The following is a 23,842-nucleotide window of genomic DNA, read 5'->3' as shown; positions in this document are numbered from 1 at the left end:
GCTGACGGACAAGGACGCGCTATACCTTCGGCATGCTGGAAAAACTCCCTGATGTCATCGGCCACGCGCTGCACGGCGTGCGCGCCGGCCTCGACGAAATCGTCTTCAACACGCTCGGCCTTCGCGAGGGCATGGCGTCGATCACTGTGACGAGCCTTGCCTTCGCCGACCATGCGCCGCTGCCGGCGCGCTACACCGCCGACGGCGAGGGCCTGTCGCCGCCCCTGCAATGGACCGGCTTGCCGACCGGCGCCGCTTCGCTGGTGCTGCTGGTGGAAGACGCCGATTCACCGACACCCCACCCCCTGGTGCATGCCATCGTCGTCGGCCTGCCGGCCGAGGACGGTGCGCTGGCCGAAGGCGCACTGCCCAGCGCCGACCATGAGGGCGTCGGCCTGCACGTCGGCCGCAACTCCTACCTGCAGGCCGCCTGGCTGCCACCCGACCCGCCGCCGGGCCACGGCGTGCACCGCTACGCCTTCCAGGTCTACGCCCTGCGCGCGGTGCCCGTGTTTTCCGACAGCCCCGGCCGTGACGAACTGATCGATGCGCTGCGCGAGCACGCGATGGCCAGCGGCCTGCTGATCGGCACCTGCGAGCGGCCCGATGGCTCGATCCGCATCGAGGAAGGCGCACCGGCGGGGCCGGTGATCGCCGGCTGAGCCCGGCTCAGCCGCCCGCGGGCCGGCCGACCATCGACAGCGGCAGGCGCGAGATTTCCGCCAGCAGCGCCGCCAGCGACCGGGCCGCGGCGTCGACCACTGTGTGGCCCTTCGCTGCGGTCGCAGCGGCTGCATTGCCCGCAGCGCCGTCGGCGTTGTAGTCCTCCATGGCCCAGCCCAGCTTGGCACTGCGGCCATTGCCGAGGATCGGGTAGTCGGCCGCACGCGCCTGTGAGGCCGAGCCGAAGTTGCGGGCCGCCTGCATGGCCACCTGGTCCGGCGCGAGCGCCAGCATCATCGAGGTCTCGATCTCGCCGGCGTGCACACCGAAGCGGTGTTCGTCGGCGCTGAACTGCGTGCCCGCATCGCCCAGCGGCAGGTTGAACCAACTGACGCCGTAGACGATGAGCCCGTGCGCCGCGCGCAACTCGCGCGCCACGATGTCCATCGCGCCCACATGCCCGCCGTGCGCATTGAAGAGCACCAGCTTGCGCACGCCGGCGCGCGCCACGCCGGCGCCGATGTCGTGCCACAGGCGGATCAGCGTCTCCGACGACAGCGTGAGCGTGCCGGGGAAGTTCGCATGCTCGGGGCTCAGCCCGATGTGCTGGCTCGGCAGGAACAGCGCGGGCAACGCAGGCGACAACAGGGGCAGTGTCGCGGCGACGATGCCGTCGACCAGTACCGAGTCGACGCCCAGCGACAGGTGCGGCCCGTGCTGCTCGGTCGCTCCCAGCGGCAGCACGGCGACGGTGGTCGCCGGGTCGAGCGCCGCGAAGTCGCGGGTCGACAGCTGCGACCAGAAGCGGCGCGGCGCGGTGGCCGAAACGGGAACGGCGACGGGAGCGGTCATGCGCGCGATCTTAGAGCCCGACCACGGGCAGGGGCGCATCGTCGGGCACAGTCTCGGGCGGCGCCAGCATGGTGCCGCGGCAGCTGGCGGCCCCGCAGTGGCAGACGTAGTCGCTCGCAAGCGAACCATCGTCGGCGGTCAGGCCGTAGTCGATGAACAGCTCGTCGCCGGCCTCGATCGCCACCAGCGTCTGGAACTTGAGCACCAGCTCGCCGCCCTCGTCATAGTCTTCCACGGCCTCGCAGTTCGGGTCGCACGAATGGTTGAGGTGCCGCGTCGCGTTGCCGCCCTTGGCGCCGTCGATGGTCTCGTCGTTCGACAGGTTGAAGAGGTAGGTGAGCTGGTCGTTCCAGTCCTTGGCGGCGATCTGCGCGGGCGTGTAGCGGCGCCCTTCGTAGAGACCGAGGAAGGCTTCGGCCGGCAGATCGCGCGTCGCGAAGGCGCCAAGGCCGTGGACGCCGCTTTGCGAGACGCGGATGCAGGGGGTGGCTGACGAAGACGTGGGGGACGATGGCTTGCGCTTTTTCATGGGGTTCTCTGCACGCAATTTTCGCGCACGCCCATGACAGCGAACTTCTCCGCCAGGAAATCGACCAGCGCCCGCACCCGCGCGGGCACGAAACGTCCGCTGGGCAGCAGCGCATGCAGCGGGTAAGGCTCGGTGTCCCAATCGGGCAGCAGGCACACCAGCGTGCCGGCCGCTTCGTCCTGCCGCACGTCAAGTTCCGACTTGAAGGTGATGCCGCGGCCGGCCAGCGCCCACTGGCGCGCGAGCGACGCATCGTCGGCGTAGCGATCACCGTCGACCCGCACTTCCGTCCACTGGCCCTGCTTCGCGAAGCGCCAGACGCGCTGGCGCCGGCCGCCACGGTGGAAGGTCAGACAGTTGTGCTGCGGCAGGTCCTGCGGTTTCAGCGGCGCGCCGTGTTGCTTCAGATAAGCAGGCGAGGCCCACAGCCGCGGGCGGCTCATCGCGAGCTGACGCGCCACCAGCCGCGAGTCGGCCAGCGGGCCGTAGCGCAGGGCGACGTCGACCTCGTCGCGCATCACGTCGAGCGGCCGGTCGCCCACCGACAGCGCGAGCTGCACGCCCGGGTGGGCGCCGAGGAAGTCGTCGAACCACGGCAGCAGCGTGCCGCGCGTGAGGTCGGACGGCGAGGCCACGCGCACCGTGCCGACCAGCGCCCCGCCCTCGGCCGCCACCAGCGATTCGCCTTCGGCCAGCAGGTCGAGCGCGCGGGTGGCGTAGTCGAGCAGGGTCTGGCCCTGGGGCGTGAGGCGCATGGCGCGGGTGGAGCGTTCGAACAGTCGCGCGCCGAGCTGCGCCTCCAGCCGCTTGAGCGCCGCGCTCGCCGCGGCGGGCGTGATGCCGAGCGCCCGGCCGGCGGCGCTCAGCGTGCCGCCCTGGGCGGTGAGCACCAGCACGCGCAGATCGGCCAGATTTTCAATCTTCATTTGAAACTGATGTGGTTTCTCGGCAGCTTATCAAACGAAGCGCAGGCAAATACAGTGGCCGCATCGTTCATTGAAAGGTTCGCCATGAAAGCCATCGGTTACTACGCTCCGCTCCCCATCGACGACCCCGCCGCGCTGCAGGACCTGACCCTGCCAGAGCCCGTGGCCGGTCCGCGCGACCTCCTGGTGCGCGTGTCCGCGATCTCGGTCAATCCGGTCGACACCAAGGTGCGCCGCAACGCCGCGCCCGAAGCCGGCCAGGCCAAGGTGCTGGGCTGGGACGCGGTCGGGACGGTCGAAGCCGTCGGCGACCAAGTGAAGGGCTTTCAGGTCGGCGACCGCGTCTACTACGCCGGCTCGATCACCCGCCCCGGCGCCAACGCCGAATTGCACGTGGTCGACGAACGCATCGCCGCGCGTGCGCCCACAAGCCTCGACGACGCGCAGGCCGCCGCGCTGCCGCTGACCACCATCACCGCCTGGGAACTGCTGTTCGACCGGCTCGGCGTGCCGCAAGGCGGCGGTGCCGGCCAGACGCTGCTGATCACCGGCGGCGCGGGCGGCGTCGGCTCGATCCTGATCCAGCTCGCGCGCCAGCTGACGCAGTTGCGCGTGGTCGCCACGGCCTCACGTGCCGAGACGCGCCAGTGGTGCCTCGACCTCGGCGCCCATGCGGTGATCGACCATTCGAAGCCGCTGGCCGCCGAGCTCAAGGCCGCAGGCATCGGCGAGGTCGACCTGGTCGCCAGCCTCACGCAGACGCAGCAGCACTACGCGCAGATCATCGAGAGCCTCAAGCCACAAGGGAAGATCGGCGTGATCGACGACATGGCGGTGCTCGACGCGATGCCGCTCAAGACCAAAAGCCTGTCGCTGCACTGGGAAATGATGTTCGCCCGCTCGCGCTTCGAGACGCCCGACATGGCCGAGCAGGGCAAGCTGCTGGCCGAGGTCGCCGCGCTGGTCGACGCCGGCCGCATCCGCACCACGGCCGGCGAGCGCTTCGGCACCATCAACGCCGCCAACCTGCGGCGCGCCCATGCGCTCGTCGAGAGCGGCAAGGTGCAGGGCAAGGTGGTGCTGCAGGGGTTCTGACGCCCCTGCATCCGTTGCTCAGCGGCCCGGCGCCTTCGCAACGCGCCAGACCGCGTTGCCCACGTCGTCGGCCACCAGCAGCGCGCCGGCCTTGTCCAGCGCCACGCCCACCGGCCGGCCCTGCGCCTTGCCTTCGGCATTCAGAAAGCCGGTGAGGAAGTCCTTCGGCTGCCCCGTCGGCTTGCCGCCGATGAAGGGCACGAAGACGACCTTGTAGCCCGATTGCGGTTGGCGGTTCCACGAGCCGTGCTCGCCGATGAAGGCGCCGGTCGCGTACTCCGCCGGCATGCCGCGCGGACTCGAGAAGGCCAGGCCCAGCGGCGCGACGTGGGTGCCGAGCGCGTAGTCGGGCGCGATGGATTTCGCCACGCGGTCGGGCTGCTGCGGCTGCACGCGGATGTCGACGTTGCCGCCGTAGTAGCTCCACGGCCAGCCGTAGAAGGCGCCGTCCTTCACCGAGGTGAGGTAGTCGGGCACCAGGTCGCTGCCGATTTCGTCGCGCTCGTTCACCACGGTCCACAGCGTCTTGGTGTCGGGCTCCCAGCCCATGCCGTTCGGGTTGCGCAGACCGCTCGCGAACAGGCGCTTCTCACCGCTCTTCGTGTCGACCTCCCAGATCGCGGCGCGGCCTTCTTCCGCCTCCAGCCCGTTCTCACCGACATTGCTGTTGGAGCCGACCGTCACATAGAGCTTGCGGCCGTCTTCGCTGGCGATGACGTTCTTGGTCCAGTGGTGGTTGATGCCTGCGGGCAGGTCGGTCACCTTCACCGGCGCGCCGGTGGCGGTCGTCTGGCCCTCGGTGTAGGGCACCTTCACCAGCGCGTTGGCGTTGGCGATGAAAAGCTCGTTGCCGACCAGCACCATGCCGAAGGGCGACTGCAGCCCCTGGATGAAGACGCCGCGCGTCTCGGCCACGCCATCGCCATCGGTGTCGCGCAGCAACGTGATGCGGTTGGCGCTGGGCACCTCGGCGCCGGCGCGCTTCATGACCTTGCCCTGCACGAAGCTCTTGATCATGTCGATCGGCCCCTTCTTGGCTTCCGGCGCGCCCGGCTCCTTGGGCGGCTTGTTGCTCTCGGCCACCAGCACGTCGCCGTTGGGCAGGGTGTAGACCCAGCGCGGATGGTCGAGCTGGCGGGCCAGCGCCGTGATCTTGAAACCGGCCGGCGCGGTCGGCCCGGCGGTGTCGGTCCAGCCGACGGCCTCGGACACCTTCACCGTGGGGATGAAGGTCTTGTTCGGCGCGGGCAGCTGCGGTGTCGGGCCGACGCCGGCCTCGAAAGGCAGGCGCGCCGTCTCGCCGCAGGCGACGATGGCGGCGGCGGCCACGGGGATCAGGCAGAGGCGGGTCCAGCGGTTCATTGAGGTCTCCTTGGGGTGCGATTCGTTGGCAGGGATGTTGGGCGACAGTCTTGCCACCGACTGTCGGCTGTGGGCGCTTTCGGGCGTGGTCCGGCTCGAAGCGCGATGCGCCGCTACCATCGGCGGCATGACCGACGACCTGTTCCGTGCCGACGCCTACCTGCAGGAATGCGCGTCGCGCATCGTGCGCCTCGACGAGGCCGGCATCGTGCTCGACCGCACGGTGTTCTATCCCCTCGGCGGCGGTCAGGCTGGCGATGCGGGCACGCTGGCGCTGGCCGATGGCCGCGCGCTGACGATCGCCGACACGCGCAAGGCCAAGGACGCCGAAGGCAAGCCGACCGACGAGATCCTCCACGTGCCGGCGCCCGGCCAGGAGGCGCTGCTCGCCACGCTGGCGGCGGGCGACACCGTGACGGCCCGCATCGACTGGGAGCGCCGCCACCGGCTGATGCGCTTTCACACGGCCACGCACCTGCTCTGCCACCTGGTGGCGCAGCCGGTCAACGGCTGCTCGATCACGCCGGACTATGCGCGGCTCGATTTCCACATGACCGATCCGCTGGACAAGGACGCGCTCACGGCCGGCCTGGCGCGGCTGGTCGGCGCGGCGCATCCGCTCGCGGTCGGTGCCATCACCGATGCCGAACTCGACGCCAACCCCTCGCTGGTCAAGAGCATGAGCGTGCAGCCGCCGCGCGGCACGGGCACGGTGCGCACGATCCGCATCGGCGGCGAGGCTGACGCGCAGATCGACTTCCAGCCCTGCGGCGGCACGCACGTGGCGAACACGTCGGAGATCGGTGCGGTGGTCGTGACCAAGATCGAGAAGAAGAGCGCGAACAGCCGCAGGGTGGTGCTGGGCTGGGCGGCCTGAGCCGCCGTCAGGAACCTTCCCACCGACTCCCGCTCCGACTCCCGGCATGCTTCGCACCCTCTTCTCCAGACTCTCCGTCGCCGCACTCGCCCTGGCGGCCGTGCTGCCGGCCACCGCCCAGCTGTCGCCCAAGGCCTCGCCGGTCGTCACCACGCCGCACGTGCGGGCCGAACTGGTCGCGCATGCACCGGACGGCGTGGCGCCGGGCGCCAAGGTGTGGCTCGGGCTGCAGATCACACACCAGCCCGAGTGGCACACCTACTGGAAGAACGCCGGCGACTCGGGCCTGCCGACCGAACTGAGGTGGAACCTGCCCGTCGGACTGGCCGCCGGCGATGTCGCCTGGCCGGTGCCCAAGAAGATCCCGATCGGCAACCTCGCCAACTACGGCTACGAGCACACCGTGCTGCTGCCGGTGCCGGTCACGGTGGCGCCCGACTTCAAGCCGGCCGCTGCCCTGGTGGGCGCGGGCGGCATCGACATCCGGCTCAAGGCCTCGTGGCTGGTCTGCCGCAAGGAATGCATTCCCGAAGAGGGCGAGTTCGCGCTGACGCTGCCGGCGCAGGGCTCGACCGCGCTGCACAAGGCGGACTTCGACGCGGCCCTCGCGGCGCAGCCGGTGCCGCTCGCGCAGCCCGGCACCATCGCGGTGGCCGACAAGGTGCTCAACGTGCGCATCGAAAGCCTGCCACCGGCCGCGCGCGGCAAGACGCTCGAGTTCTTCCCCGAGACCGCCGAGGTGATCCACACCGCCGCCGTCGCCGGCAAGGACTGGACCCAGGCGTGGCAGGGCGACGCCTGGACGGCGACGATCCCGCTGGCCGACCAGCGCAGCGCCAGCCCGGGCACGATGCCGGTGGTGCTCGCGCTGGCCGAGGCCGACCGGCGCGACGGCGCGCCGATCGCCTGGCGCGCCGAGGCGCCGGTCACCGGCACCTGGCCGGCAACCGCGGCTGCGGCCCAGGTGTCGCCGGCGCTGCAGGCGGCGCTCGAAGCCAACACGGCGACGCCGCTGCCGCAGCCGGCGGGCAGCTTCCTGATGGCGCTGCTCGGCGCCTTGCTGGGCGGCCTGCTGCTGAACCTCATGCCCTGCGTGTTTCCGGTGCTGGCGATCAAGGTGCTGGCCTTCGCCAACCATGCGGGCGACCGGCGCGGCCACCGCAGCGCCGGCCTGGCCTACACGGCCGGCGTGATGCTCACCTTCCTCGCGCTCGGTGCGGCCATGCTGACGCTTCGCGCGGCCGGCGAGCAGCTGGGCTGGGGCTTCCAGTTGCAGTCGCCGGCGGTGGTGGCGGTGCTGGCGGCGCTGTTCACGCTGATGGGGCTCAACCTGGTCGGCATGTTCGAGTTCGGCTTCCTGGTGCCACGCTCGCTGTGTGCGGCGCAGGTGAAGCACCCGGTGGCGAACGACTTTCTTTCCGGCGTGCTGGCGGTGGTCATCGCATCGCCCTGTACCGCGCCCTTCATGGGCGCGTCGCTCGGCTTCGCGATCGGGTTGCCGGCTGCCCAGGCGTTGATGCTGTTCGCGGCGCTGGGCTTCGGCCTGGCGCTGCCGTACCTGGTGGCGGGCTTCGTGCCGGCCGTGGCGCACCTGCTGCCCAAGCCCGGCGCCTGGATGGACACGCTGCGCCGCGTGCTCGCGTTCCCGATGTTCGCCACGGTCGCCTGGCTGGTCTGGGTGCTGGGCCAGCAAAGCGGCATCGACGGCGCCGGCGCGCTGCTCGGTCTGCTGGTGTGCCTGGCCGCGGTGGTGTGGTCGTTCACGTTGCGCGGGCGCACCCGCATCGTCCTCGCCGGTGCGCTGCTGGCGTGCACCGCGGCCCTGGCGCTCGCGATCGGCGGCAACATCGTGCGGCCGGTCGAGCCGGCGGTGGCGGCGAGCGGCGCGCGCTGGCAACCCTGGTCGGCCGCGCGCGTGGCCGAACTGCACGCGGCCGGCCGGCCGGTCTTCGTCGACTTCACCGCTGCCTGGTGCGTGACCTGCCAGTACAACAAGAAGGCCACGTTGAGCGATGGCGACCTGCTGGCCGACTTCGACGCCCGCCAGGTGGCGCTGCTGCGTGCCGACTGGACCCGGCAGGACCCGGCCATCACCGCCGCGATCAATGCACTGGGGCGCAGCGGCGTCCCCGTGTACGTGCTGCAGGCGCCGGGGAAGGCACCGGTGGTGCTGACCGAGATCCTGAGCAAGAGCGACCTGAAGGCGGCGCTGGCCAAGCTCTGAGACACCTGCCCGAGACGATGCCCATGACGGCACTACGGCTTGTCACAGGCGGGTGAAGAAATCGGCCTAAGCTGCGGCCGTCATTCGATTTTTCCCAGGAGTCTGCAGACCATGCCCTCTCTGTCATCGTCCGCCTCACGCTCGGCCCGGGCTGCCCGCGATGCCGGTGCTGCCCTCAGCCGCGCCTCCCGCCGCGCCGTGATGGCGGCCGCGGTCGCCCTGGGCAGCACGCTGCTCATCGGCGCCCCGGCGCATGCCGCGCCCGCCGTCGGCCAAAAGGCCCCCGATTTCGTCGCCATGGACACCCGCGGCGCCCAGCACAAGCTCTCCGATTTCGCCGGCAAGTACGTCGTGCTGGAATGGACCAACCCCGGCTGCCCCTTCGTGCGCAAACACTACGGCAGCGGCAACATGCCGGCCACGCAGAAGGCCGCCACCGCCAAGGGGGTGGTCTGGCTGGCCATCAACTCCACCGAACGCGCCGCCAGCGACTACCTGCAGCCGGCCGCGCTCGACAGCTGGATGAAGACGCAGTCGGGTGCACCGACCGCCATGCTCATGGATGAAGACGGCACCATCGGCCAGGCCTACGGCGCGCGCACCACGCCGCACATCTTCATCATCGACCCGAAGGGCACGCTGGTGTACGCCGGCGGCATCGACAGCATCCCGTCGTCCCGCCCGGACGACATCAAGGCGGCGACCAACTACGTGAACCAGGCGCTGGGCGAGGCCTTCGGCGGCAAGCCGATCAGCGCGGCAGCGACCCGGCCGTACGGCTGCTCGATCAAGTACAAGAGCTAGCGATCATCACGGCGTGAACGCGGCCTCAAGTGCCGGTCCTCCCTGCTGAAGCCCCGAGCAGGAACTCCGCCACCTCGTCGGAGAACCACTTGAGCCGCCCCTCGACGATCAAGCCGTCGGAGCCATTCGGATCGGGCTGTGCGCCGGGAAAGCCATGCGCGACCAGCGCTTCGGCGCAGGCGACCCAGTCGCCGTCCTCGGTGGGCCGGTTGAGCGACGCCCATGACAGCGAGCCGCTTACATCGTCACCGAAGCCGTGCCGCTCGGTCCATGTGGCGCCGTGTGCGAGCAGGAAGCGCGCGAGCGCAGCGTCGCCGCGGAACACCGCCTGGTTCAGCGCCGAGGCCTCCCAGTCGCCGCCAATCGTGGTGATCGGCCAGCCGAGTTCGACCATGAGCTGCACGGCCGCGCCGCAGTTCGGCTGGGCGGCCAATTCGGGCAGCAGACGCAGTTGCGCAGGCGACAGCGTGGAAAGCAACTGCGGATGTCCCGCCTGCAGGCGCCGGGCAGCGAGCCCGTCGCCGCGCGCACAGGCGGCGACGAACTGCTCGTCGGGTGGCATCTGCGCATCGCTGCCGACCCGTTGCGCGAGCAGCCGGGCGACGTCCGTCAGGCCGAAGCGCAGCGCCAAGGTGTGGGCGTCGATGCCTTCGGGCGTTCGCGCCGATGCATCGGCGCCCGCGTCCAGCAGCGCCTCGATGTGCGCGGGCGAACGCCGACGCCGGATAGCCCACAGCAGCGGCCGTCCCCAGTCGCTCGCGGGTCCGTCGGGCGCAGCTTCGTTCGGATCGCCGCCGTTGGCGAGCAGCAGTTGCAGCGACGCCAACCGGTCGAGGTCGAGCGCGCGGTAGAGCGCGTTTGTGCCGACGACGCGGGCGCCGGCCTTCAGCAGCAATCGCGTGCAGGCGGGCTCTTCGAGCGAGTGGTAGATCGATTCGCCGTCGTTCGGGTCGGCGCCGGCCTCCAGCAGCAGGCGCGTGAGCCCCACATCGCGGTTCAAGCCTGCCGCGCCGTACAGCGCGGACAGGCGGACTTCCTCGGACGGCGCGGCGAGCGACGCGGGCGGCCAGCGGCTGCCGATGGCCTGGTTCGGATCGGCGCCGGCATCGAGCAGCAGCCTGGCGCAGGCGCGCAGGCGATCCCGAAAGACCGGCAACTGCACCAGGCTGGAATGAACCACCGCATGGAGTGGCGGCAACAGGAGCGGCCCGCCGACACGCCGGACCCAACCCGCGTCGCGTGCGATCGCCAGGCGCAGCAGGTCGGCATCCCCGATGGCACAAGCCAGGTACGGGTCGTTTCCCAGCAGTCCGAGACTTTCCTCGAGCAGGCGCGCGGCCACCGCGGGCCGGGCCAGGTTGTTGCCACCGGCGATCTCACCCGCATAGGCAGCGCGCAGCCACAGCAGCACCGCGTGGGCCGGGTCGCTCGCCTGCGTGATGCGGGCCAGGACAAAGCCTTGCAGATCAGCCCACGAAAGAAAGCCGTACTCGCGCGCCAGGCAAGATTGCGCATCGTGCAGGCGCAGGCCAAGACCGGCGATGGCCGCGTTGTCCTTGCCCGTGGCAAGGGGTAGCGATTGGCGGAATCGGGCGAAGGCAGCGGGGTCGCCGCCTCGATAGCTGGCAAGCAGCTCTTTGGCTTGCTTCTTCAGGTGCCCGAGATCGGGCCGTGCGGGAATGCGTTTCACAGGAACCTCCGTGCATGAAGCGCCGACGACCCGCAAATCCGGCTGCACAAAGGAGCTGGTGAAATGCACCGCGCGGCAGCGTGTGAAAGCAAGTGGGTTCAACCCTTCCCGCGGGCCCGGGCGCGGCTTGCACCGCGCCCGGATGGTAGGCGCAACACATCCGCGTGGTCAATGCGCCGAAGAGGCCGTGCGCCAGGGCCGGCTGCGACAATCAAGCGATGCCCTTCGCTCCCCTGCTCAACGACACCTTCCTGCGCGCCTGCTGGCGCCAGGCGACCGACCACACCCCCATCTGGCTGATGCGCCAGGCCGGGCGTTACCTGCCGGAGTACGTCGCGACGCGCGCCAGGGCAGGGAGCTTCATGGGGTTGGCCACCAACGTCGACTACGCGACCGAGGTCACGCTGCAGCCGCTGGAGCGCTTTCCGCTCGACGCGGCCATCCTGTTTTCCGACATCCTGACCGTGCCCGACGCGATGGGCCTTGGCCTGTCCTTCGAGGCGGGCGAGGGCCCGCGCTTCGCGCGGCCGGTGCGCGACGAAGCGGCGATCGCCGCGCTCGAGGTGCCCGACCTCGACAAGCTGCGCTACGTGTTCGACGCGGTCACGTCCATTCGCCGCGCGCTGGACGGCCGCGTGCCGCTGATCGGCTTTTCCGGCAGCCCCTGGACGCTGGCCTGCTACATGGTCGAAGGCGCGGGCTCGAGCGACTACCGGCTGGTGAAGTCGCTGATGTACAGCCGCCCCGACCTGATGCACCGGCTGCTGACGGTGAACGCCGATGCCGTGGCCGCCTACCTCAACGCCCAGATCGACGCTGGCGCCCAGGCCGTGATGCTGTTCGACAGCTGGGGCGGCGTGCTGGCCGATGGCGCCTTCCAGGAATTCAGCCTGACCTACACGGCAAGGGTGCTGGCGCAGCTCAAGCGCGACGGCGCCGACGGCACGCCGGTGCCGCGGATCGTCTTCACCAAGGGCGGTGGCCTGTGGCTCGACGCCATGCGGGCGCTGGACTGCGAAGTGCTGGGGCTCGACTGGACCGTCAACCTCGGCGCCGCGCGCGCGAAGGTCGGCGAAGGCGCGCAGGGCAAGGCGCTGCAGGGCAACATCGACCCCAACGTGCTGTTCGCGCCGCCGGCGCGCATCGAGGCCGAGGTGGCCAAGGTGCTGCGGAGCTTCGGCACGCCGCACGCGGACCGCACCCAGCCCGGCGCCACGCACATCTTCAACCTCGGGCACGGCATCAGCCAGTTCACGCCGCCGGACCATGTGGCCGCCCTGGTCAGCGCTGTCCATGCCCAGTCGAGGCTGTTACGAGAATGAGCGCTCGCTTGCATTTTTTCACGATTCAAGGGTGAGTAAGCCGAAAGTGTCGTTTCGAGATTTGTCAAGCGAATCGGGCATGCGCGGTTGACTTATGCACAAAACCTTTGCTGCGGTGCGCCAAATGATCCGAGGGATCGCGCCCCTCGCTCCCAAAGCGATAGCGCCGCTAAGTCGTTGATTCATAACGAATCGCCGCGCTGCTTTTTTTACGGGCAGTCTAGTCGGACCCTTGATTTTCAAGGGCTGGCGGCGTGTGGAGCATAGATATCAACAAAGTTATCCACACATTCTCTGGACGGATTGCAAACCGCAAGCAAATCAACAACTTAAGGCATTTTGCTCAAAGTCGCTTTAACTGAGAAAGGTTTCCCGGCCACTTCGCATGCGTGGCGGATCGAGGTCGCCGTGCACACACCCGCACACGCGGCGCTGGACGATCGGCTGAGTTACACCGCACCGACGGCCCTGCCGGCCGGCGCGCTGGTGCGCGTGCCGCTCGGTCGGCGCGAGGTGCTGGGCGTTGTGTGGCAGGCCGCCCCGATGGCGCTCGATCCGCCAGACGAGGGTGCCATGGCGCTCAAGCCGGTCGCCGCCGCGCTGGACGACCTGCCCCCGCTGGGGAGCGCATGGCGTGCGCTGGTGGCCTTCGCCGCCCGTTACTACCAGCGTTCGCTGGGCGAGATCGCCCTGGCCGCGCTGCCGCCCCAGCTGCGCGACCTGAGCGGCGTGCAGCTGGCGCGACGGTTGAAGCGGCGGCGCACTGGCAGCGAGGATGCAGCGGTCACCGCCGCACAGGCGGCCGACGCCACACCGGAGCAGGCCGAGGCGCTGCGCCGCATCGAGGCCGAGGCCGGCCCCTTCCTGCTCTTTGGCAGCACCGGCAGCGGCAAGACCGAGGTCTACCTGCAGGCCGTCGCCCGCCTGCTGGCGCGCGCGCCGGACGCCCAGGCGCTGGTGATGGTGCCCGAAATCAACCTCACGCCGCAGCTGGAGGCGCGCTTTCGCGCCCGTTTCGGCAGCGAGGCGGTGGTGTCGCTGCACAGCGGCATGACCAACCCGCAGCGCCTGGCAAGCTGGCTGGCGGCGCATGCCGGCCAGGCGCGCATCGTGCTGGGCACGCGCATGGCGGTGTTCGCGTCGATGCCGACACTGCAGCTCATCGTGGTCGACGAGGAGCACGACCCCAGCTACAAGCAGCAGGAGGGCGCGCGCTACTCGGCGCGCGACCTGGCGGTGTGGCGTGGCCGGAACGAAGGCGCCAAGGTCATCCTCGGCTCCGCCACGCCCTCGCTGGAGAGCTGGCACCAGAGCCGCCCCGCCGAGGGCGACGACCCGGGCGGCCGCTACGCGCGCCTGGCCATGCCCTCGCGGGTCGGCGCCGGCGCCCTGCCCGCGGTGCGGCTGGTCGACATGGCGCTGCAGCCGCCGAAGACGGTGCTGTCGACCGGGCTGCTCGACGCCATCGGCCAGCGCATCGCCCGCGGCGAGCAGAGCATGGTCTTCCTGAATCGCCGCGGCTACGCGCCGGTGCTGGCCTGCGGCGACTGCGGCTGGAAGAGCGAATGCCCGCACTGCAGCGCCTACCGCGTCTTCCACAAGATCGACCGCACGCTGCGCTGCCACCACTGCGGCTTCGCCGAGCGCGTGCCGCGCGCCTGCCCGGCCTGCGGCAACCCGGACATCGCGCCGGTCGGCCGCGGCACGGAGCAGCTGGAAGAGCACCTGGCCGAACTGCTCGCGCCGGTGCATCGGCCCGACGGCAGCCCGGTGCGCGTGGCCCGGATCGACGCCGACAGCACGCGCAAGCAGGGCGCGCTCGAATCGCAGCTGGCGGCCGTGCACGCCGGCGATGTCGACGTGCTGGTCGGCACGCAGATGATCGCCAAGGGGCACGACTTCCGGCGCATCACGCTGGTGGCGGCGGTCAACCCCGACGGCGCGCTGTTCTCGAGCGACTTCCGCGCGCCGGAGCGCCTCTTCAGCCTGCTGATGCAGTCGGCCGGGCGCGCCGGGCGCGATGCGGCCTACCTGGCCGCGCAGGGCGCGACCGCCGAGATGTGGATCCAGACGAACCACCGCGACCACCCGCTGTTCGCCGCGCTGCGGCGCCACGACTACCCGGCCTTCGCCCAGGGCGAACTGACGGAGCGCCGTGCGGCGGCGATGCCGCCCTTCGCCTACCAGGCGCTGCTGCGCGCCGATGCGAAGACGCAGGAGGCAGCACAGGCCTTTCTGAATGCGGCGAGCGTGGCAGCCGATGCGCTGGAAGGCGCCGACCACGTGACGCGCTACCCGGCGGTGCCGCTCACCATCCAGCGCGTGGCCAACGTCGAGCGGGCCCAGATGCTGGTGGAAAGCGGTTCGCGCGCTGCGCTGCAGCGCCTGCTGGCACAGTGGCAGCCGCTGTTGCACGGCCTGCGCCGCACGCCCGAAGGCAAGGGCGTGATCCGCTGGCTGATCGACGTCGACCCGCATCAGATCTGATGCGGTCGGCGTCGGGCGGCGGTCAGGCGCCGCAGCCGACGATCTTGAACTCGACCCGTCGATCGAGCGCATCGACGGCATCGTCGGAGCCGCTGCCGATGATGTTCTCGCGGAAGCCCTTGCCGCTGGCCCGCGTGCGGTTGGCCAGGACTGTCGATTCGGCCACCAGCTTCTGGCGGATCGCGTTGGCGCGCTGGAGCGACAGGGCATCATTCACCGGCTCGCTGCCGGTCCGGCTGGTGTGGCCGACGACGTCGAAGCAGACGGCGGCCTGCGTGCTGAGACGGGCGATCTGCTGCAGCCACATCGCATACGAGCCACTGACCTTCGCGTCGGACCAGAACACCGTCGTGCCCGGGTTGAACAGGAACTTGACGCCGAGTTGCTTGTTGCGGATGCCGTAGTCGACGATCTTGGCGAACGCCTGTTCGGCTTCGGCGGTTCGCTCGAGCTTGACGGAGCTGAGATAGATGCCGCTGAGCACGCGCAACTGGTCACCGGCCGGCGAAGCCCCCGCCGCGTTGTACTGCGTGAGCGCTTCCTGGTAGCGGCCGGCGTTGTACAGCGTGGTGGCCTCGTCGATCACGGGTGCCGCGGCAAGCCGCTCGAGGTACTGCGCATCGGCTCGCTGGCCGGGTGGCGTGGCGGTGGTGCGCACGTAACCGTCGATCACCCGGTCCTTCGCCAGCACCGGGCTGTCCTGGTCGTACGCGAGCGGCGTGGAATCGACGCCCTGCTCCAGCGCCAGCGCGGAGGCCTGCGCAACCACGTTGCCGCTGCGCACATCGGTGAGCGCCAGCCGGACCGTCAGCGGGCCGGCCACGCCGGCGGCCTGGCGGCTGAGCGTGCCGGTGAGCAGGTAGGTGGCCTTGGCCAGGTTGGCCTGACGGAACGGCAGGATCTGCACCGTGTCGTGGCCAGCGGCCAGGCGGTCGGCGACGCGGCGCTGCAGCGTCTGCGTGGCCACGGTCTGCTGGCCGGTGGCGGCGTCGATCATCGGGTCGAGCACCAGGCTGCGCTTCGACAGGAAGCCGGCCATGCCGGTGGTCTGCGCCATCAGCGCGTCGGTGGCCGCAACGGCCGCTCGGTCCAGCGGCAGCGCGGTGGTGGAACGGCTGGCCTGCGGCGTCGTGCAGCCGGCCAGCGCGACGGCGAGCAGCACGGCGGCGGATGCCAGCGCGCCCTGAAACCTGCGTCTTGCAGTCGTGGCGGCCGTGGTGGCGGTGTTGATAGTCATGGTCATGGTCGACACTCCCTGGTGAGAAAAGACAGTTCTGCAGGCCGCAGCGTTTCGAGCGACGCCCGCTGAAGAAGCTCGGTACAGCGTTCGGCGGTGGTGGTGGCTGGGGGCCTGGCGGCTTCGCGCGTTGGCCGGGCGGCGGCGGGCTCGCGCTGGGCAGCGATCGGTGCAGGTGCAGGTGCAGGTGCAGGTGCAGGTGCAGGTGCAGGCGTCGGGCGCGGCGCGGCAGCCTTCGCTTGCGGCGCAGACACGGTTTCCGAAGCGGGTGCCTTGGCAGGCGCGGGCTTGGGCAAGGGTGCTGCGACGGAAGCGGGCGCTGCAGGCGCCTCGCGCGGCGGAGGCAACGAGGCCGGCAATACCGTGGGCGGCGGTGCGCGCCAGGTGTCGAGCGCCCAGACGCCCAGCACGATCAGCAGCAGCGCGGCCAGAGCAAGGAGCCACCACGGCTTGTGCGGTGGTGGCGTTTCCGCCGCCGCGACCGGCGCCGGCAGGTCGATGCTCAACGGCGCGGGCGCTGAAGCCGTGTCGGGGTCTGGCACGGGCGCGGTCACGGGCGCTGCAGACGTCGCCACTGCGGCCTCGGGCAACGGCGCCTCCAGAGGCGTCGGTGCGGTGTCCGGCGCGATCTCGATGTCCATGTCCATGTCCATGTCGACCGGCGCCACGAACGCCGTCTGCGGCACCGCGGCCGACCACGAAGCGTGCGTGGCATTCGGTCCGTTCAGCCGCTTCCAGAATGCGGCTGCGCTGGCGGGCCGATCAGCGGGACGCAGCGCGAGCGCGGCGTCGATCGCTTCGAGGAAATGCGCGCTGTAGCCCTCATGCGCACTGCGGGAGAGCGGCCGATGCCGGTCGTCGATCCAGCGCTCGACCGCTGGCGTCGGCGGTGCGCCGGTGATGGCGGCGTAGACCACGCCCGCGAGCGCATACAGATCGGTCCATGGGCCCTGCTTGAGCGTCGGAGCCTCGCCGTACTGTTCGATGGGGGCGTAGCCGGGCTTGACCACCACCGTGGGTGAAGCCACCGCCTGCCCCACCACGCGGCGCGCAGCGCCGAAGTCAAGCAGCAGCGGCCCGGCGGGTGTGAGCAGGATGTTGTCCGGCGCGATATCGCGGTGGTAGCAGCGCACCGCGTGCAGCGTGCTCAGCGCGTGCAGCAGCGGCCGCAGCCAGCCGAGCAGTTCCGCTTCGGTCGGGGGGCGGCCCAGCGTCTGGAGGTGATGCGCCAGCGTCGGCCCTTCATAGAACGGCATGACCATGTAGGCCGTACCGTTGCCTTCCCAGAAGCGCAGCACCTTGACCAGCGAAGGGTGGTCGAAGCGCGCCAGCAGCCGGGCCTCGTTGACGAAGCTTCGCAGGCCGGTGCGAAAGGCGTCGGCATGGCGCTGCGACTTCACCATCACCGCCTGCGAACTGGCGCGCGACGCCAGCACGGCGGGCAGGTATTCCTTGATCGCCACGTGGCGTTCGAGCGTCGCGTCGTAGGCGAGGTAGACGATGCCGAAGCCACCTTCGCCGACCAGGCCCACGATTTCGTAGTCGAGCAGGCGTGCGCCTTCGGGCAGGGGATGAAGGCTGGTGAGTTGGGGGCCACCAGGCGCGGGCACCACATCGAGCGCGGCCATCTCGCCCAGCACGGTGGGTGGATCGATTCGCGGGGGTGGACTGTCGGCCACCGGCTCGGTGGCCGGCGCTACCGCGACGCGCTGCCGCCGCGTCATGGCGCGCCCCGCCGGGCCGATGGCCACGCCTGCGCGGGGGTGGTGCAGATGGTGGTGGTCGCCGGACCGCGCGTCGGCGGCCGGCACGTGCACGCGCCGAGCGCCCGGCACCCGTCGATGCGAACTTGCGTCGCTGTCATAGGACTCCCTGTTTTGCGGGCGACTCTAGCAGCGGCTGAGTACCAAAGCACTCAAACTAGTTCACGCTTGGCGCCCTTCTTCGGCCTCCTCGTGGAAGAGCACCTCACGCGACACGGCATCGCGTGAACTCCTTCCGCTCGCACGGTTCCGCCGCACGATCCGGACGGGCCATCGACGCGATGCGCGGCGGCTCAGGTCAGCCAGCGCACGGCCAGCGGGAAGGTCACGAAGGCGGCCACGGTCGTCCACAAAATGATCCGCGCGATGCGCCCGTTGTCGGCGCCGAAGCGCTCGGCCAGCATCGACACGTTGCTGGCGCTCGGCAACGCCGCCACCAGCACGATCACCGTCAGCGCGGCGTCGGTCAGCGGCAGCCCCAGCGCGATCACCGCCCGCCCCAACCCATAGACCAGCAGCGGGTGCAGCAGCAGCTTGGCCGCCACGACCGGCAGCACGTCGCCGACGGGGGCGCGGTGCCCCTTGCTCCCCTTGGACAGCAGCGCCGAACGCGCGAGCACCGCGCCGATCGTGAACAGCGCGGCCGGCGATGCGGCATCGGCCAGCATGCCGACCGTGACATCGAGCGGCCCCGGCAAGGTGAACTGCAGGGCCGACGCCAGCGCGCCGAAGAGGATCGACCACGGCAGCGGGTTGATCACCATGCCGCGGAAGGCCTGGCCCAGCGCGTGCCGGGCGCCGGACTCCCCCGCCGAATCGAGCCGCGAGAGCGCGATGCACAGCGACGAGGTGACCACCATGTCGAAGATCATGCTGATGATGGCGGGCGCCGCGGCCTGGCTGCCCAGCAGCGTCGCGAGCAGCGGCACGCCCATGAAGCCGGTGTTGGGGAAGGCGGCGACCAGCGCGCCGAAGGCGCCGTCGTTCCAGCCGATGCGACCGCGCCGCGTGACACACAGCGTCAGCGCCACCACGAGCAGCGCGCCCACGCCCCACACCAGCGCCACGCTGCCGTCGAGCAGCTTGTCGATCGGCGTGCGCGCACCGAAGCGATACAGCATGCACGGCAGCGCGAAGTACAGGACGAAAACGTTGAGCCCGGGAATCGCGTCGATCGGCAGGATGCGCCGGCGCGCTGCCAGATAGCCGGCCGCGATGAGCGCGAAGAAGGGGAAGGTGACGGCGAAGATCTGCAGCACGGCCGCGATTGTCGCCAAGACGGCAGGGCACCGGCTGCGGAAGCCGGCCGCAAGAGGCCGGCCGGTATCATTGCGCGCTTCCCGTCCCACCCGGCGCCCCTCCACGCACTTGGCGCGCCGCGCCTTTGCCGCCCCGATCACCGAATGTCTTCCGGACTGAACATCGCCCAGCAGGACGCCGTGAACTACCTGCACGGCCCGTGCCTCGTGCTCGCGGGCGCGGGCTCGGGCAAGACGCGCGTGATCACGCACAAGATCGCGCGGCTGATCCAGGCCGGCATGGCGCCCAAGCGCATCGCCGCCATCACCTTCACGAACAAGGCCGCTGCCGAAATGCGCGAGCGCGCCAAGGGGCTGATCGGCCGCGACGCCAAGCACGTGGTGGTGTGCACCTTCCACGCGCTGGGCGTGCGCATGATGCGGGAAGACGGTGCCGTGCTCGGCCTGAAGCCGGCCTTCAGCATCCTCGACAGCGACGACGTCACGAAAATCCTGAAGGACGCGGGCGGCACCACCGATGCGGCGACCGCCCGCATCTGGCAGTGGACCATCAGCAAGTGGAAGAACATGGGCTTGAACGCAGCCCAGGCCGAAGCCGCCGCAGCCGACGACAACGAGCGCATCACCGCGCAGATCATGGGTCGCTACGAAGAGCGGCTCACTGCCTACCAGAGCGTGGACTTCGACGACCTCATCGGCATGCCGCTCAAGCTCTTGCGCGAGCACGACGACGTGCGTGAGAAATGGCAGGCTGCGCTCGGCCACGTGCTGGTCGACGAATACCAGGACACCAACGCCACGCAGTACGAGGTGCTCAAGGCGCTCGTCGGCACACGCGGCCACTTCACCGCGGTGGGCGACGACGACCAGTCGATCTACGGCTGGCGCGGCGCCACGCTCGACAACCTGAAGAAGCTGCCGATCGACTACCCGACGCTGCAGGTCATCAAGCTGGAGCAGAACTACCGCTCGACCAGCGCGATCCTGCGCGCGGCCAACAACGTGATCGGCCCCAACCCGAAGCTATACCCCAAGACGCTGTTCAGCGAACTGGGCGAAGGCGAGCCGGTGCGCATCGTCGACGCCGACAACGAGGCGCACGAGGCCGAGCGTGCCGTCGCGCGCATCCAGAGCCTGCGCCAGAGCTCGCAGCACAAGGAGTTCCGCGACTTCGCGATCCTCTACCGCGCCAACCACATGGCGCGCGTGTTCGAGCAGGCGCTGCGCAAGGCGCAGATCCCGTACAAGGTGTCGGGCGGCCAGAGCTTCTTCGACCGCGCCGAAATCAAGGACCTGTGCGGCTGGTTCCGCCTGTGGACCAACAACGACGACGACCCCGCCTTCCTGCGCGCGGTGACCACGCCCAAGCGCGGCATCGGCCACACCACGCTGGCCGCGCTGGGCACCTTCGCCAGCCAGTACAAGCTGAGCCTGTTCGAGGCGCTCTTCAGTGCATCGCTCCCCGCCGTGATGCCCAAGCGCACGCTCGAAGGCCTGCACGAGTTCGGCCGCTACATCAACGACCTGCAGTACCGTGCCAAGCAGACGGTCGGCGCCGAGAACGCACGGGCCTTCCTGGCCGAGTGGCTCAAGGAGATCGACTACGAGAAGCACCTCTACGACGGCGAAGACAGCGAGCAGGCCGCGGCCAGCCGCTGGACCAACGTGCTGGAGTTTTGCGACTGGATGGCGGCCCGCTGCGGCGGCGAGATCGACGATGCTTCGGGCGCCAACGTCGAGAGCGAACGCAAGAACCTGCTCGAAGTCGCGCAGACCATCTCGCTGCTGTCGACCATCAGCGAGCGCGAGCAGGACCAGAACGTGGTCACGCTTTCCACGCTGCATGCGTCGAAGGGCCTCGAATGGCCGCACGTGATGCTCATCGGCGTGAACGAAGGCCTGCTGCCCTTCAAGCTCGACGACGACGACGGCCGCCAGCAGAAGATCAGCGACGACACGCTCACGCGCCTGCAGGAAGAACGCCGCCTCATGTACGTGGGCATCACGCGCGCGCAGCGCAGCCTGGCCGTCAGCTGGACCAAGCGCCGCAAGAAGGGCCGCGAGATGATCGCCGCCCAGCCCAGCCGCTTCATCGCGGAGATGGCGCTGGACAAGAAGACGACCCGGGAAGATCCGCGCGAGAAACTCAAGGCGCTGCGCGCGGAGTTCGCGCGGAAGGTGCAGGACGGCGCAGCGGCGGCGGCCGCCGCCGGCGCGGCCGACACATGAGCGCACGGCCCTGGCTGCTCGCGCTGCTGCTGTGCGGCGCACTGCCCGCGGTGGCCGTATCCGCCGAGCCGGCCGCCACGGCGTGCGCGACGGACGCCACCGATCTGCCTGTCGAAGCGCTCTACGGCCACTGGACGGCGCGCTTCGGCGATCTTCCGGCGCTGGCTGACGTGCAAATGGGCAAACATCCCGAGTACGCCGGCAGCGTGCGTGGCACCATCGTTCGCGACGGCCGAAGCGCCCAGCTCTCGGGCGACATCGACGACGCGGGTTTTCTCATCCTCGACGAGTCCCAGGACGGCCTGAGCATCAGTGCCGTGTGGGCCGGTGAACTGCAGCCCGGCTCGTGTGGCCGGGAGTTCCGAGGCACCTGGCGAAACTCGGGCGACGACCGCACCCAACCCTTCGTTCTTCGAAAGACCGGACCATGACTTTGCACCGCACGATCCTTGCGGCCTTGCTCGCCACGCTCGGAGTGTTCGGCACGGCCGCGCAGGCGCAGCCGGCCGACAAACCCGCGAGCCCGCTGGCCACCTCCGATCTCACCTGGCAGCAGTGCCAAAAACTGGCTAACAACAACGAGGCGCGCCTGGCCTGCTTCGACCGATGGTCGCAGCAGCAGACGCTGCCCGCGGCCGTCATCCCCAGCGCGCCGCCAGTGCTCGCCACCACGCCTGCGCCGCCGGTCGATGCCGCCATGCCGGCCACCCGCGTGGTCGCCGTCGCCACCGAGCAAGGTTGCCGCGACCGCCAGTACTCGGCGCTCTCGCGTTTCTGGGAACTCGAGAACGGCACCGACTGCGGCACCTTCGGCTTCCGCGGTTACCGGCCACTCTTCGTCGGCGCCTCCGCCGCCACGAACAAACCCGCCACCCCGACATCGCCCGCCGCAGGACACGACGGCACGCCGACCGATTACCAGGCCAACGAGATGCGCATCGGCCTGTCGGTGCGCACGAAGATCGCGCAGGGCATGCTGACGCAGAACGACCCGCAGAAGAAGGATTCGCTCTGGTTCGGCTACACGCAGCAGTCGACGTGGCAGCTGTTCAATGGCGATCTCTCTCGCCCCTTCCGCACCACCGACCACGAGCCGGAGCTGATGTATGTCTACCCGACGGACTTCAAGCTGCCCGGTGGCTGGCGCTGGCGCTATGCGGGCATCGGCATCGTCCACCAGTCCAACGGGCAGGCCCTGCCCCTGTCGCGCAGCTGGAACCGCACCTACCTCATGGCCGGTGCGGAACTGGACGACCGGTTCCAGGTCACCGCGCGGGTCTGGCAGCGTTGGAAGGAATCCGCCGAGGACGACGACAACCCCGACATCGCCAACTACATCGGCCGCGCCGAAGTCGCAGGTCGCTGGAATTACAACCGCGACAACACCCTGGGCGTGACCGTGCGCAACAACCTGCGCGACAGCGGCAAGGGCTCGGTGCGGCTCGAATGGCTCAAGGCCATCGGCGACCCGGTCACGAGCAACCTGCGCTTCCACACGCAACTCTTCTATGGCTACGGCGACACGCTGATCGACTACAACCGCAAGCGGACGGTGCTGAGCATCGGGTTGAGCCTGGTGGACTTCTGATGCGGTGATCCCGTCCCGTCCGAAGGGTCGGGGCGAACGAAAAAGCCCTTGAATCCGGGAGGATTCAAGGGCTTCGTATTTGGTGGCCTGGGTCGGAATCGAACCAACGACACGCGGATTTTCAATCCGCTGCTCTACCAACTGAGCTACCGGGCCATGGTGTGCAGCCTGCGATTATACAGCGCTTCGGCGGCCTCGGGAAAGGTCGACGCCCAACTGCTTGAGTTTTCTGTAGAGGTGGGTGCGCTCGAGGCCGGTCTTCTCGGCCACGCGGGTCATGGAGCCGTTCTCCATCGCGAGATGGAATTCGAAGTACGCCTTCTCGAAGCCATCGCGCGCGTCGCGCAGCGGACGGTCGAGATCGAAGCTCTGACGCGACTGCGGGCCGCTGTCGACCACGGCCGGCACCGCTGCCATCGGCTGCGCCAGCGACGCGTCGCCGACGGTGGTGACAACTGCCGACATGCCGCTCGTGGCGGGCACGACACTGGCCGCCGCACGGCGTGCACTCTCGCGCGCCAGACCCTGCTCCACCGCCTTGAGCAGCTTCTGCATGGTGATGGGCTTCTCCAGGAAGGCGAAGGCGCCGATGCGGGTGGCGTCGACCGCCGTGTCGATGGTGGCGTGGCCGCTCATCATGACGACGGGCATGCTCAACAGGCCAGCGGTGGACCATTCCTTCAACAGCGTGACGCCGTCGGTGTCGGGCATCCAGATGTCGAGCAGCACGAGGTCGGGCCGCGCGCGCTGCCGGGCGGCCCGCGCTTCGGCGGCGTTCTCGGCGAGCTCCACGTGGTGGCCTTCGTCATTGAGAATCTCGAAGAGCAGGTCCCGGATGCCCAGCTCGTCATCGACCACGAGGATATTTGCCATGAGTCTTTTTTTGCTGCTGCGTTGTGCGGGGTGAGACGTGTCCGTCGGCCGGACCATCCTCG

General features: G+C 69.8%; 19 protein-coding genes and 1 tRNA gene. 10 read left to right on the top strand and 10 right to left on the bottom strand.

Features of this window, described 5'->3' with window-relative positions; genetic code table 11:
- Window positions 1–32 precede the first annotated feature (32 nt).
- A complete protein-coding gene (locus ACSFA2_RS11455) occupies window positions 33–662 on the top strand; it encodes a YbhB/YbcL family Raf kinase inhibitor-like protein (RefSeq protein ID WP_435455443.1) in 630 nt (209 codons plus the stop codon).
- A 7-nt stretch (window positions 663–669) separates the two neighbouring features.
- On the opposite strand, the gene ACSFA2_RS11450 is transcribed toward ACSFA2_RS11455, so the two are convergent.
- Genes ACSFA2_RS11450 through ACSFA2_RS11440 form a run of 3 tightly spaced genes read right to left on the bottom strand, consistent with a single transcriptional unit; the run spans window position 670 to window position 2,970 of the window.
- Window positions 670–1,515, bottom strand: a complete 846-nt coding sequence (locus ACSFA2_RS11450) for a creatininase family protein (RefSeq protein WP_435455442.1) — start codon at window positions 1,513–1,515, stop codon at window positions 670–672.
- Window positions 1,516–1,525: 10 nt separating this feature from the next.
- Window positions 1,526–2,044, bottom strand: coding sequence for an SET domain-containing protein (locus ACSFA2_RS11445; RefSeq protein ID WP_435455441.1), 519 nt, complete (start codon window positions 2,042–2,044; stop codon window positions 1,526–1,528).
- Window positions 2,041–2,970 carry a LysR family transcriptional regulator gene (locus tag ACSFA2_RS11440; RefSeq protein WP_435455440.1) on the bottom strand — a complete coding sequence of 310 codons (930 nt, stop codon included), beginning with the start codon at window positions 2,968–2,970 and terminating at the stop codon, window positions 2,041–2,043. Before ACSFA2_RS11440 ends, ACSFA2_RS11445 begins: the two co-directional genes overlap by 4 nt.
- 84 nt (window positions 2,971–3,054) lie before the next feature.
- On the opposite strand from ACSFA2_RS11440, the gene ACSFA2_RS11435 reads away from it, so the two are divergent.
- Window positions 3,055–4,065 carry a zinc-binding alcohol dehydrogenase family protein gene (locus tag ACSFA2_RS11435; protein WP_435455439.1) on the top strand — a complete coding sequence of 337 codons (1,011 nt, stop codon included), beginning with the start codon at window positions 3,055–3,057 and terminating at the stop codon, window positions 4,063–4,065.
- An 18-nt stretch (window positions 4,066–4,083) separates the two neighbouring features.
- Here the strand turns inward: ACSFA2_RS11435 and ACSFA2_RS11430 are convergent, their stop codons facing one another.
- Window positions 4,084–5,427, bottom strand: a complete 1,344-nt coding sequence (locus ACSFA2_RS11430; protein WP_435455438.1) for a PQQ-dependent sugar dehydrogenase — start codon at window positions 5,425–5,427, stop codon at window positions 4,084–4,086.
- A 127-nt stretch (window positions 5,428–5,554) separates the two neighbouring features.
- Between ACSFA2_RS11430 and ACSFA2_RS11425 the strand changes: the two genes are divergently transcribed.
- The 3 genes from ACSFA2_RS11425 to ACSFA2_RS11415 all read left to right on the top strand — a co-directional run bounded on the left by ACSFA2_RS11425 (window position 5,555) and on the right by ACSFA2_RS11415 (window position 9,332).
- Window positions 5,555–6,304 carry an alanyl-tRNA editing protein gene (locus ACSFA2_RS11425; protein WP_435455437.1) on the top strand — a complete coding sequence of 250 codons (750 nt, stop codon included), beginning with the start codon at window positions 5,555–5,557 and terminating at the stop codon, window positions 6,302–6,304.
- Between the two features lie 46 nt (window positions 6,305–6,350).
- Window positions 6,351–8,528: a protein-disulfide reductase DsbD family protein gene (locus tag ACSFA2_RS11420; RefSeq protein ID WP_435455436.1), complete on the top strand. Its 2,178-nt coding sequence runs from the start codon at window positions 6,351–6,353 to the stop codon at window positions 8,526–8,528.
- Between the two features lie 111 nt (window positions 8,529–8,639).
- The gene (locus tag ACSFA2_RS11415) at window positions 8,640–9,332 is read left to right on the top strand and encodes a thioredoxin family protein (protein ID WP_435455435.1); all 693 of its coding nucleotides are present in this window, start codon (window positions 8,640–8,642) and stop codon (window positions 9,330–9,332) included.
- 25 nt (window positions 9,333–9,357) lie between these two features.
- On the opposite strand, the gene ACSFA2_RS11410 is transcribed toward ACSFA2_RS11415, so the two are convergent.
- Entirely contained in the window at window positions 9,358–11,022 is a 1,665-nt protein-coding gene (locus ACSFA2_RS11410) for an ankyrin repeat domain-containing protein (RefSeq protein WP_435455434.1), read from the bottom strand.
- 218 nt (window positions 11,023–11,240) lie between these two features.
- On the opposite strand from ACSFA2_RS11410, the gene hemE reads away from it, so the two are divergent.
- Window positions 11,241–12,344 (top strand): uroporphyrinogen decarboxylase, encoded by a 1,104-nt coding sequence (gene hemE / locus ACSFA2_RS11405; protein ID WP_435455433.1) that lies wholly within the window; start codon window positions 11,241–11,243, stop codon window positions 12,342–12,344.
- 408 nt (window positions 12,345–12,752) lie between these two features.
- Window positions 12,753–14,831, top strand: coding sequence for a replication restart helicase PriA (gene priA / locus ACSFA2_RS11400; RefSeq protein ID WP_435455432.1), 2,079 nt, complete (start codon window positions 12,753–12,755; stop codon window positions 14,829–14,831).
- A gap of 22 nt (window positions 14,832–14,853) precedes the next feature.
- On the opposite strand, the gene ACSFA2_RS11395 is transcribed toward priA, so the two are convergent.
- From ACSFA2_RS11395 to ACSFA2_RS11385, 3 genes are all read right to left on the bottom strand, one after another.
- On the bottom strand, window positions 14,854–16,074 hold the full coding sequence (locus ACSFA2_RS11395; RefSeq protein ID WP_435455431.1) for an OmpA family protein: 1,221 nt from the start codon (window positions 16,072–16,074) through the stop codon (window positions 14,854–14,856).
- Window positions 16,071–17,879, bottom strand: coding sequence for a serine/threonine protein kinase (locus tag ACSFA2_RS11390; RefSeq protein WP_435455430.1), 1,809 nt, complete (start codon window positions 17,877–17,879; stop codon window positions 16,071–16,073). The genes ACSFA2_RS11395 and ACSFA2_RS11390 overlap by 4 nt, the downstream gene beginning before the upstream one ends.
- Window positions 17,880–18,124: 245 nt before the next feature.
- Window positions 18,125–19,090, bottom strand: a complete 966-nt coding sequence (locus ACSFA2_RS11385) for an AEC family transporter (RefSeq protein ID WP_435455429.1) — start codon at window positions 19,088–19,090, stop codon at window positions 18,125–18,127.
- Between the two features lie 144 nt (window positions 19,091–19,234).
- Between ACSFA2_RS11385 and ACSFA2_RS11380 the strand changes: the two genes are divergently transcribed.
- The 3 genes from ACSFA2_RS11380 to ACSFA2_RS11370 are packed head-to-tail and all read left to right on the top strand — an operon-like array spanning window position 19,235 to window position 22,907.
- On the top strand, window positions 19,235–21,319 hold the full coding sequence (locus tag ACSFA2_RS11380; protein WP_435455428.1) for an ATP-dependent helicase: 2,085 nt from the start codon (window positions 19,235–19,237) through the stop codon (window positions 21,317–21,319).
- Complete coding sequence (locus ACSFA2_RS11375) at window positions 21,316–21,750, top strand: hypothetical protein (RefSeq protein WP_435455427.1); 435 nt, start codon at window positions 21,316–21,318, stop codon at window positions 21,748–21,750. Before ACSFA2_RS11380 ends, ACSFA2_RS11375 begins: the two co-directional genes overlap by 4 nt.
- Complete coding sequence (locus ACSFA2_RS11370; protein WP_435455426.1) at window positions 21,747–22,907, top strand: phospholipase A; 1,161 nt, start codon at window positions 21,747–21,749, stop codon at window positions 22,905–22,907. The genes ACSFA2_RS11375 and ACSFA2_RS11370 overlap by 4 nt, the downstream gene beginning before the upstream one ends.
- Before the next feature lie 80 nt (window positions 22,908–22,987).
- On the opposite strand, the gene ACSFA2_RS11365 is transcribed toward ACSFA2_RS11370, so the two are convergent.
- Both ACSFA2_RS11365 and ACSFA2_RS11360 read right to left on the bottom strand, forming a co-directional pair.
- A tRNA-Phe gene (locus ACSFA2_RS11365) sits at window positions 22,988–23,063 on the bottom strand.
- A gap of 18 nt (window positions 23,064–23,081) precedes the next feature.
- A complete protein-coding gene (locus ACSFA2_RS11360; RefSeq protein WP_435455425.1) occupies window positions 23,082–23,780 on the bottom strand; it encodes a response regulator in 699 nt (232 codons plus the stop codon).
- Between the last annotated feature and the right edge of the window lie 62 nt (window positions 23,781–23,842).

It is taken from the genome of Variovorax cryoconiti, from assembly GCF_051216395.1.
In the GTDB taxonomy this organism is placed as follows: domain Bacteria; phylum Pseudomonadota; class Gammaproteobacteria; order Burkholderiales; family Burkholderiaceae_C; genus Variovorax.
This window is presented reverse-complemented; position numbering and strand designations above follow the sequence as displayed.

Excerpts from the sequence above, each read along its gene's own strand:
- ACSFA2_RS11455 (WP_435455443.1), top strand. The coding sequence starts at position 33 with ATGCTGGAAAAACTCCCTGATGTCATCGGCCACGCGCTGCACGGCGTG.
- ACSFA2_RS11450 (WP_435455442.1), bottom strand. The coding sequence starts at position 1,515 with ATGACCGCTCCCGTCGCCGTTCCCGTTTCGGCCACCGCGCCGCGCCGC.
- ACSFA2_RS11445 (WP_435455441.1), bottom strand. The coding sequence starts at position 2,044 with ATGAAAAAGCGCAAGCCATCGTCCCCCACGTCTTCGTCAGCCACCCCC.
- ACSFA2_RS11440 (WP_435455440.1), bottom strand. The coding sequence starts at position 2,970 with ATGAAGATTGAAAATCTGGCCGATCTGCGCGTGCTGGTGCTCACCGCC.
- ACSFA2_RS11435 (WP_435455439.1), top strand. The coding sequence starts at position 3,055 with ATGAAAGCCATCGGTTACTACGCTCCGCTCCCCATCGACGACCCCGCC.
- ACSFA2_RS11430 (WP_435455438.1), bottom strand. The coding sequence starts at position 5,427 with ATGAACCGCTGGACCCGCCTCTGCCTGATCCCCGTGGCCGCCGCCGCC.
- ACSFA2_RS11425 (WP_435455437.1), top strand. The coding sequence starts at position 5,555 with ATGACCGACGACCTGTTCCGTGCCGACGCCTACCTGCAGGAATGCGCG.
- ACSFA2_RS11420 (WP_435455436.1), top strand. The coding sequence starts at position 6,351 with ATGCTTCGCACCCTCTTCTCCAGACTCTCCGTCGCCGCACTCGCCCTG.
- ACSFA2_RS11415 (WP_435455435.1), top strand. The coding sequence starts at position 8,640 with ATGCCCTCTCTGTCATCGTCCGCCTCACGCTCGGCCCGGGCTGCCCGC.
- hemE (WP_435455433.1), top strand. The coding sequence starts at position 11,241 with ATGCCCTTCGCTCCCCTGCTCAACGACACCTTCCTGCGCGCCTGCTGG.
- ACSFA2_RS11395 (WP_435455431.1), bottom strand. The coding sequence starts at position 16,074 with ATGACCATGACTATCAACACCGCCACCACGGCCGCCACGACTGCAAGA.
- ACSFA2_RS11380 (WP_435455428.1), top strand. The coding sequence starts at position 19,235 with ATGTCTTCCGGACTGAACATCGCCCAGCAGGACGCCGTGAACTACCTG.
- ACSFA2_RS11375 (WP_435455427.1), top strand. The coding sequence starts at position 21,316 with ATGAGCGCACGGCCCTGGCTGCTCGCGCTGCTGCTGTGCGGCGCACTG.
- ACSFA2_RS11370 (WP_435455426.1), top strand. The coding sequence starts at position 21,747 with ATGACTTTGCACCGCACGATCCTTGCGGCCTTGCTCGCCACGCTCGGA.
- ACSFA2_RS11360 (WP_435455425.1), bottom strand. The coding sequence starts at position 23,780 with ATGGCAAATATCCTCGTGGTCGATGACGAGCTGGGCATCCGGGACCTG.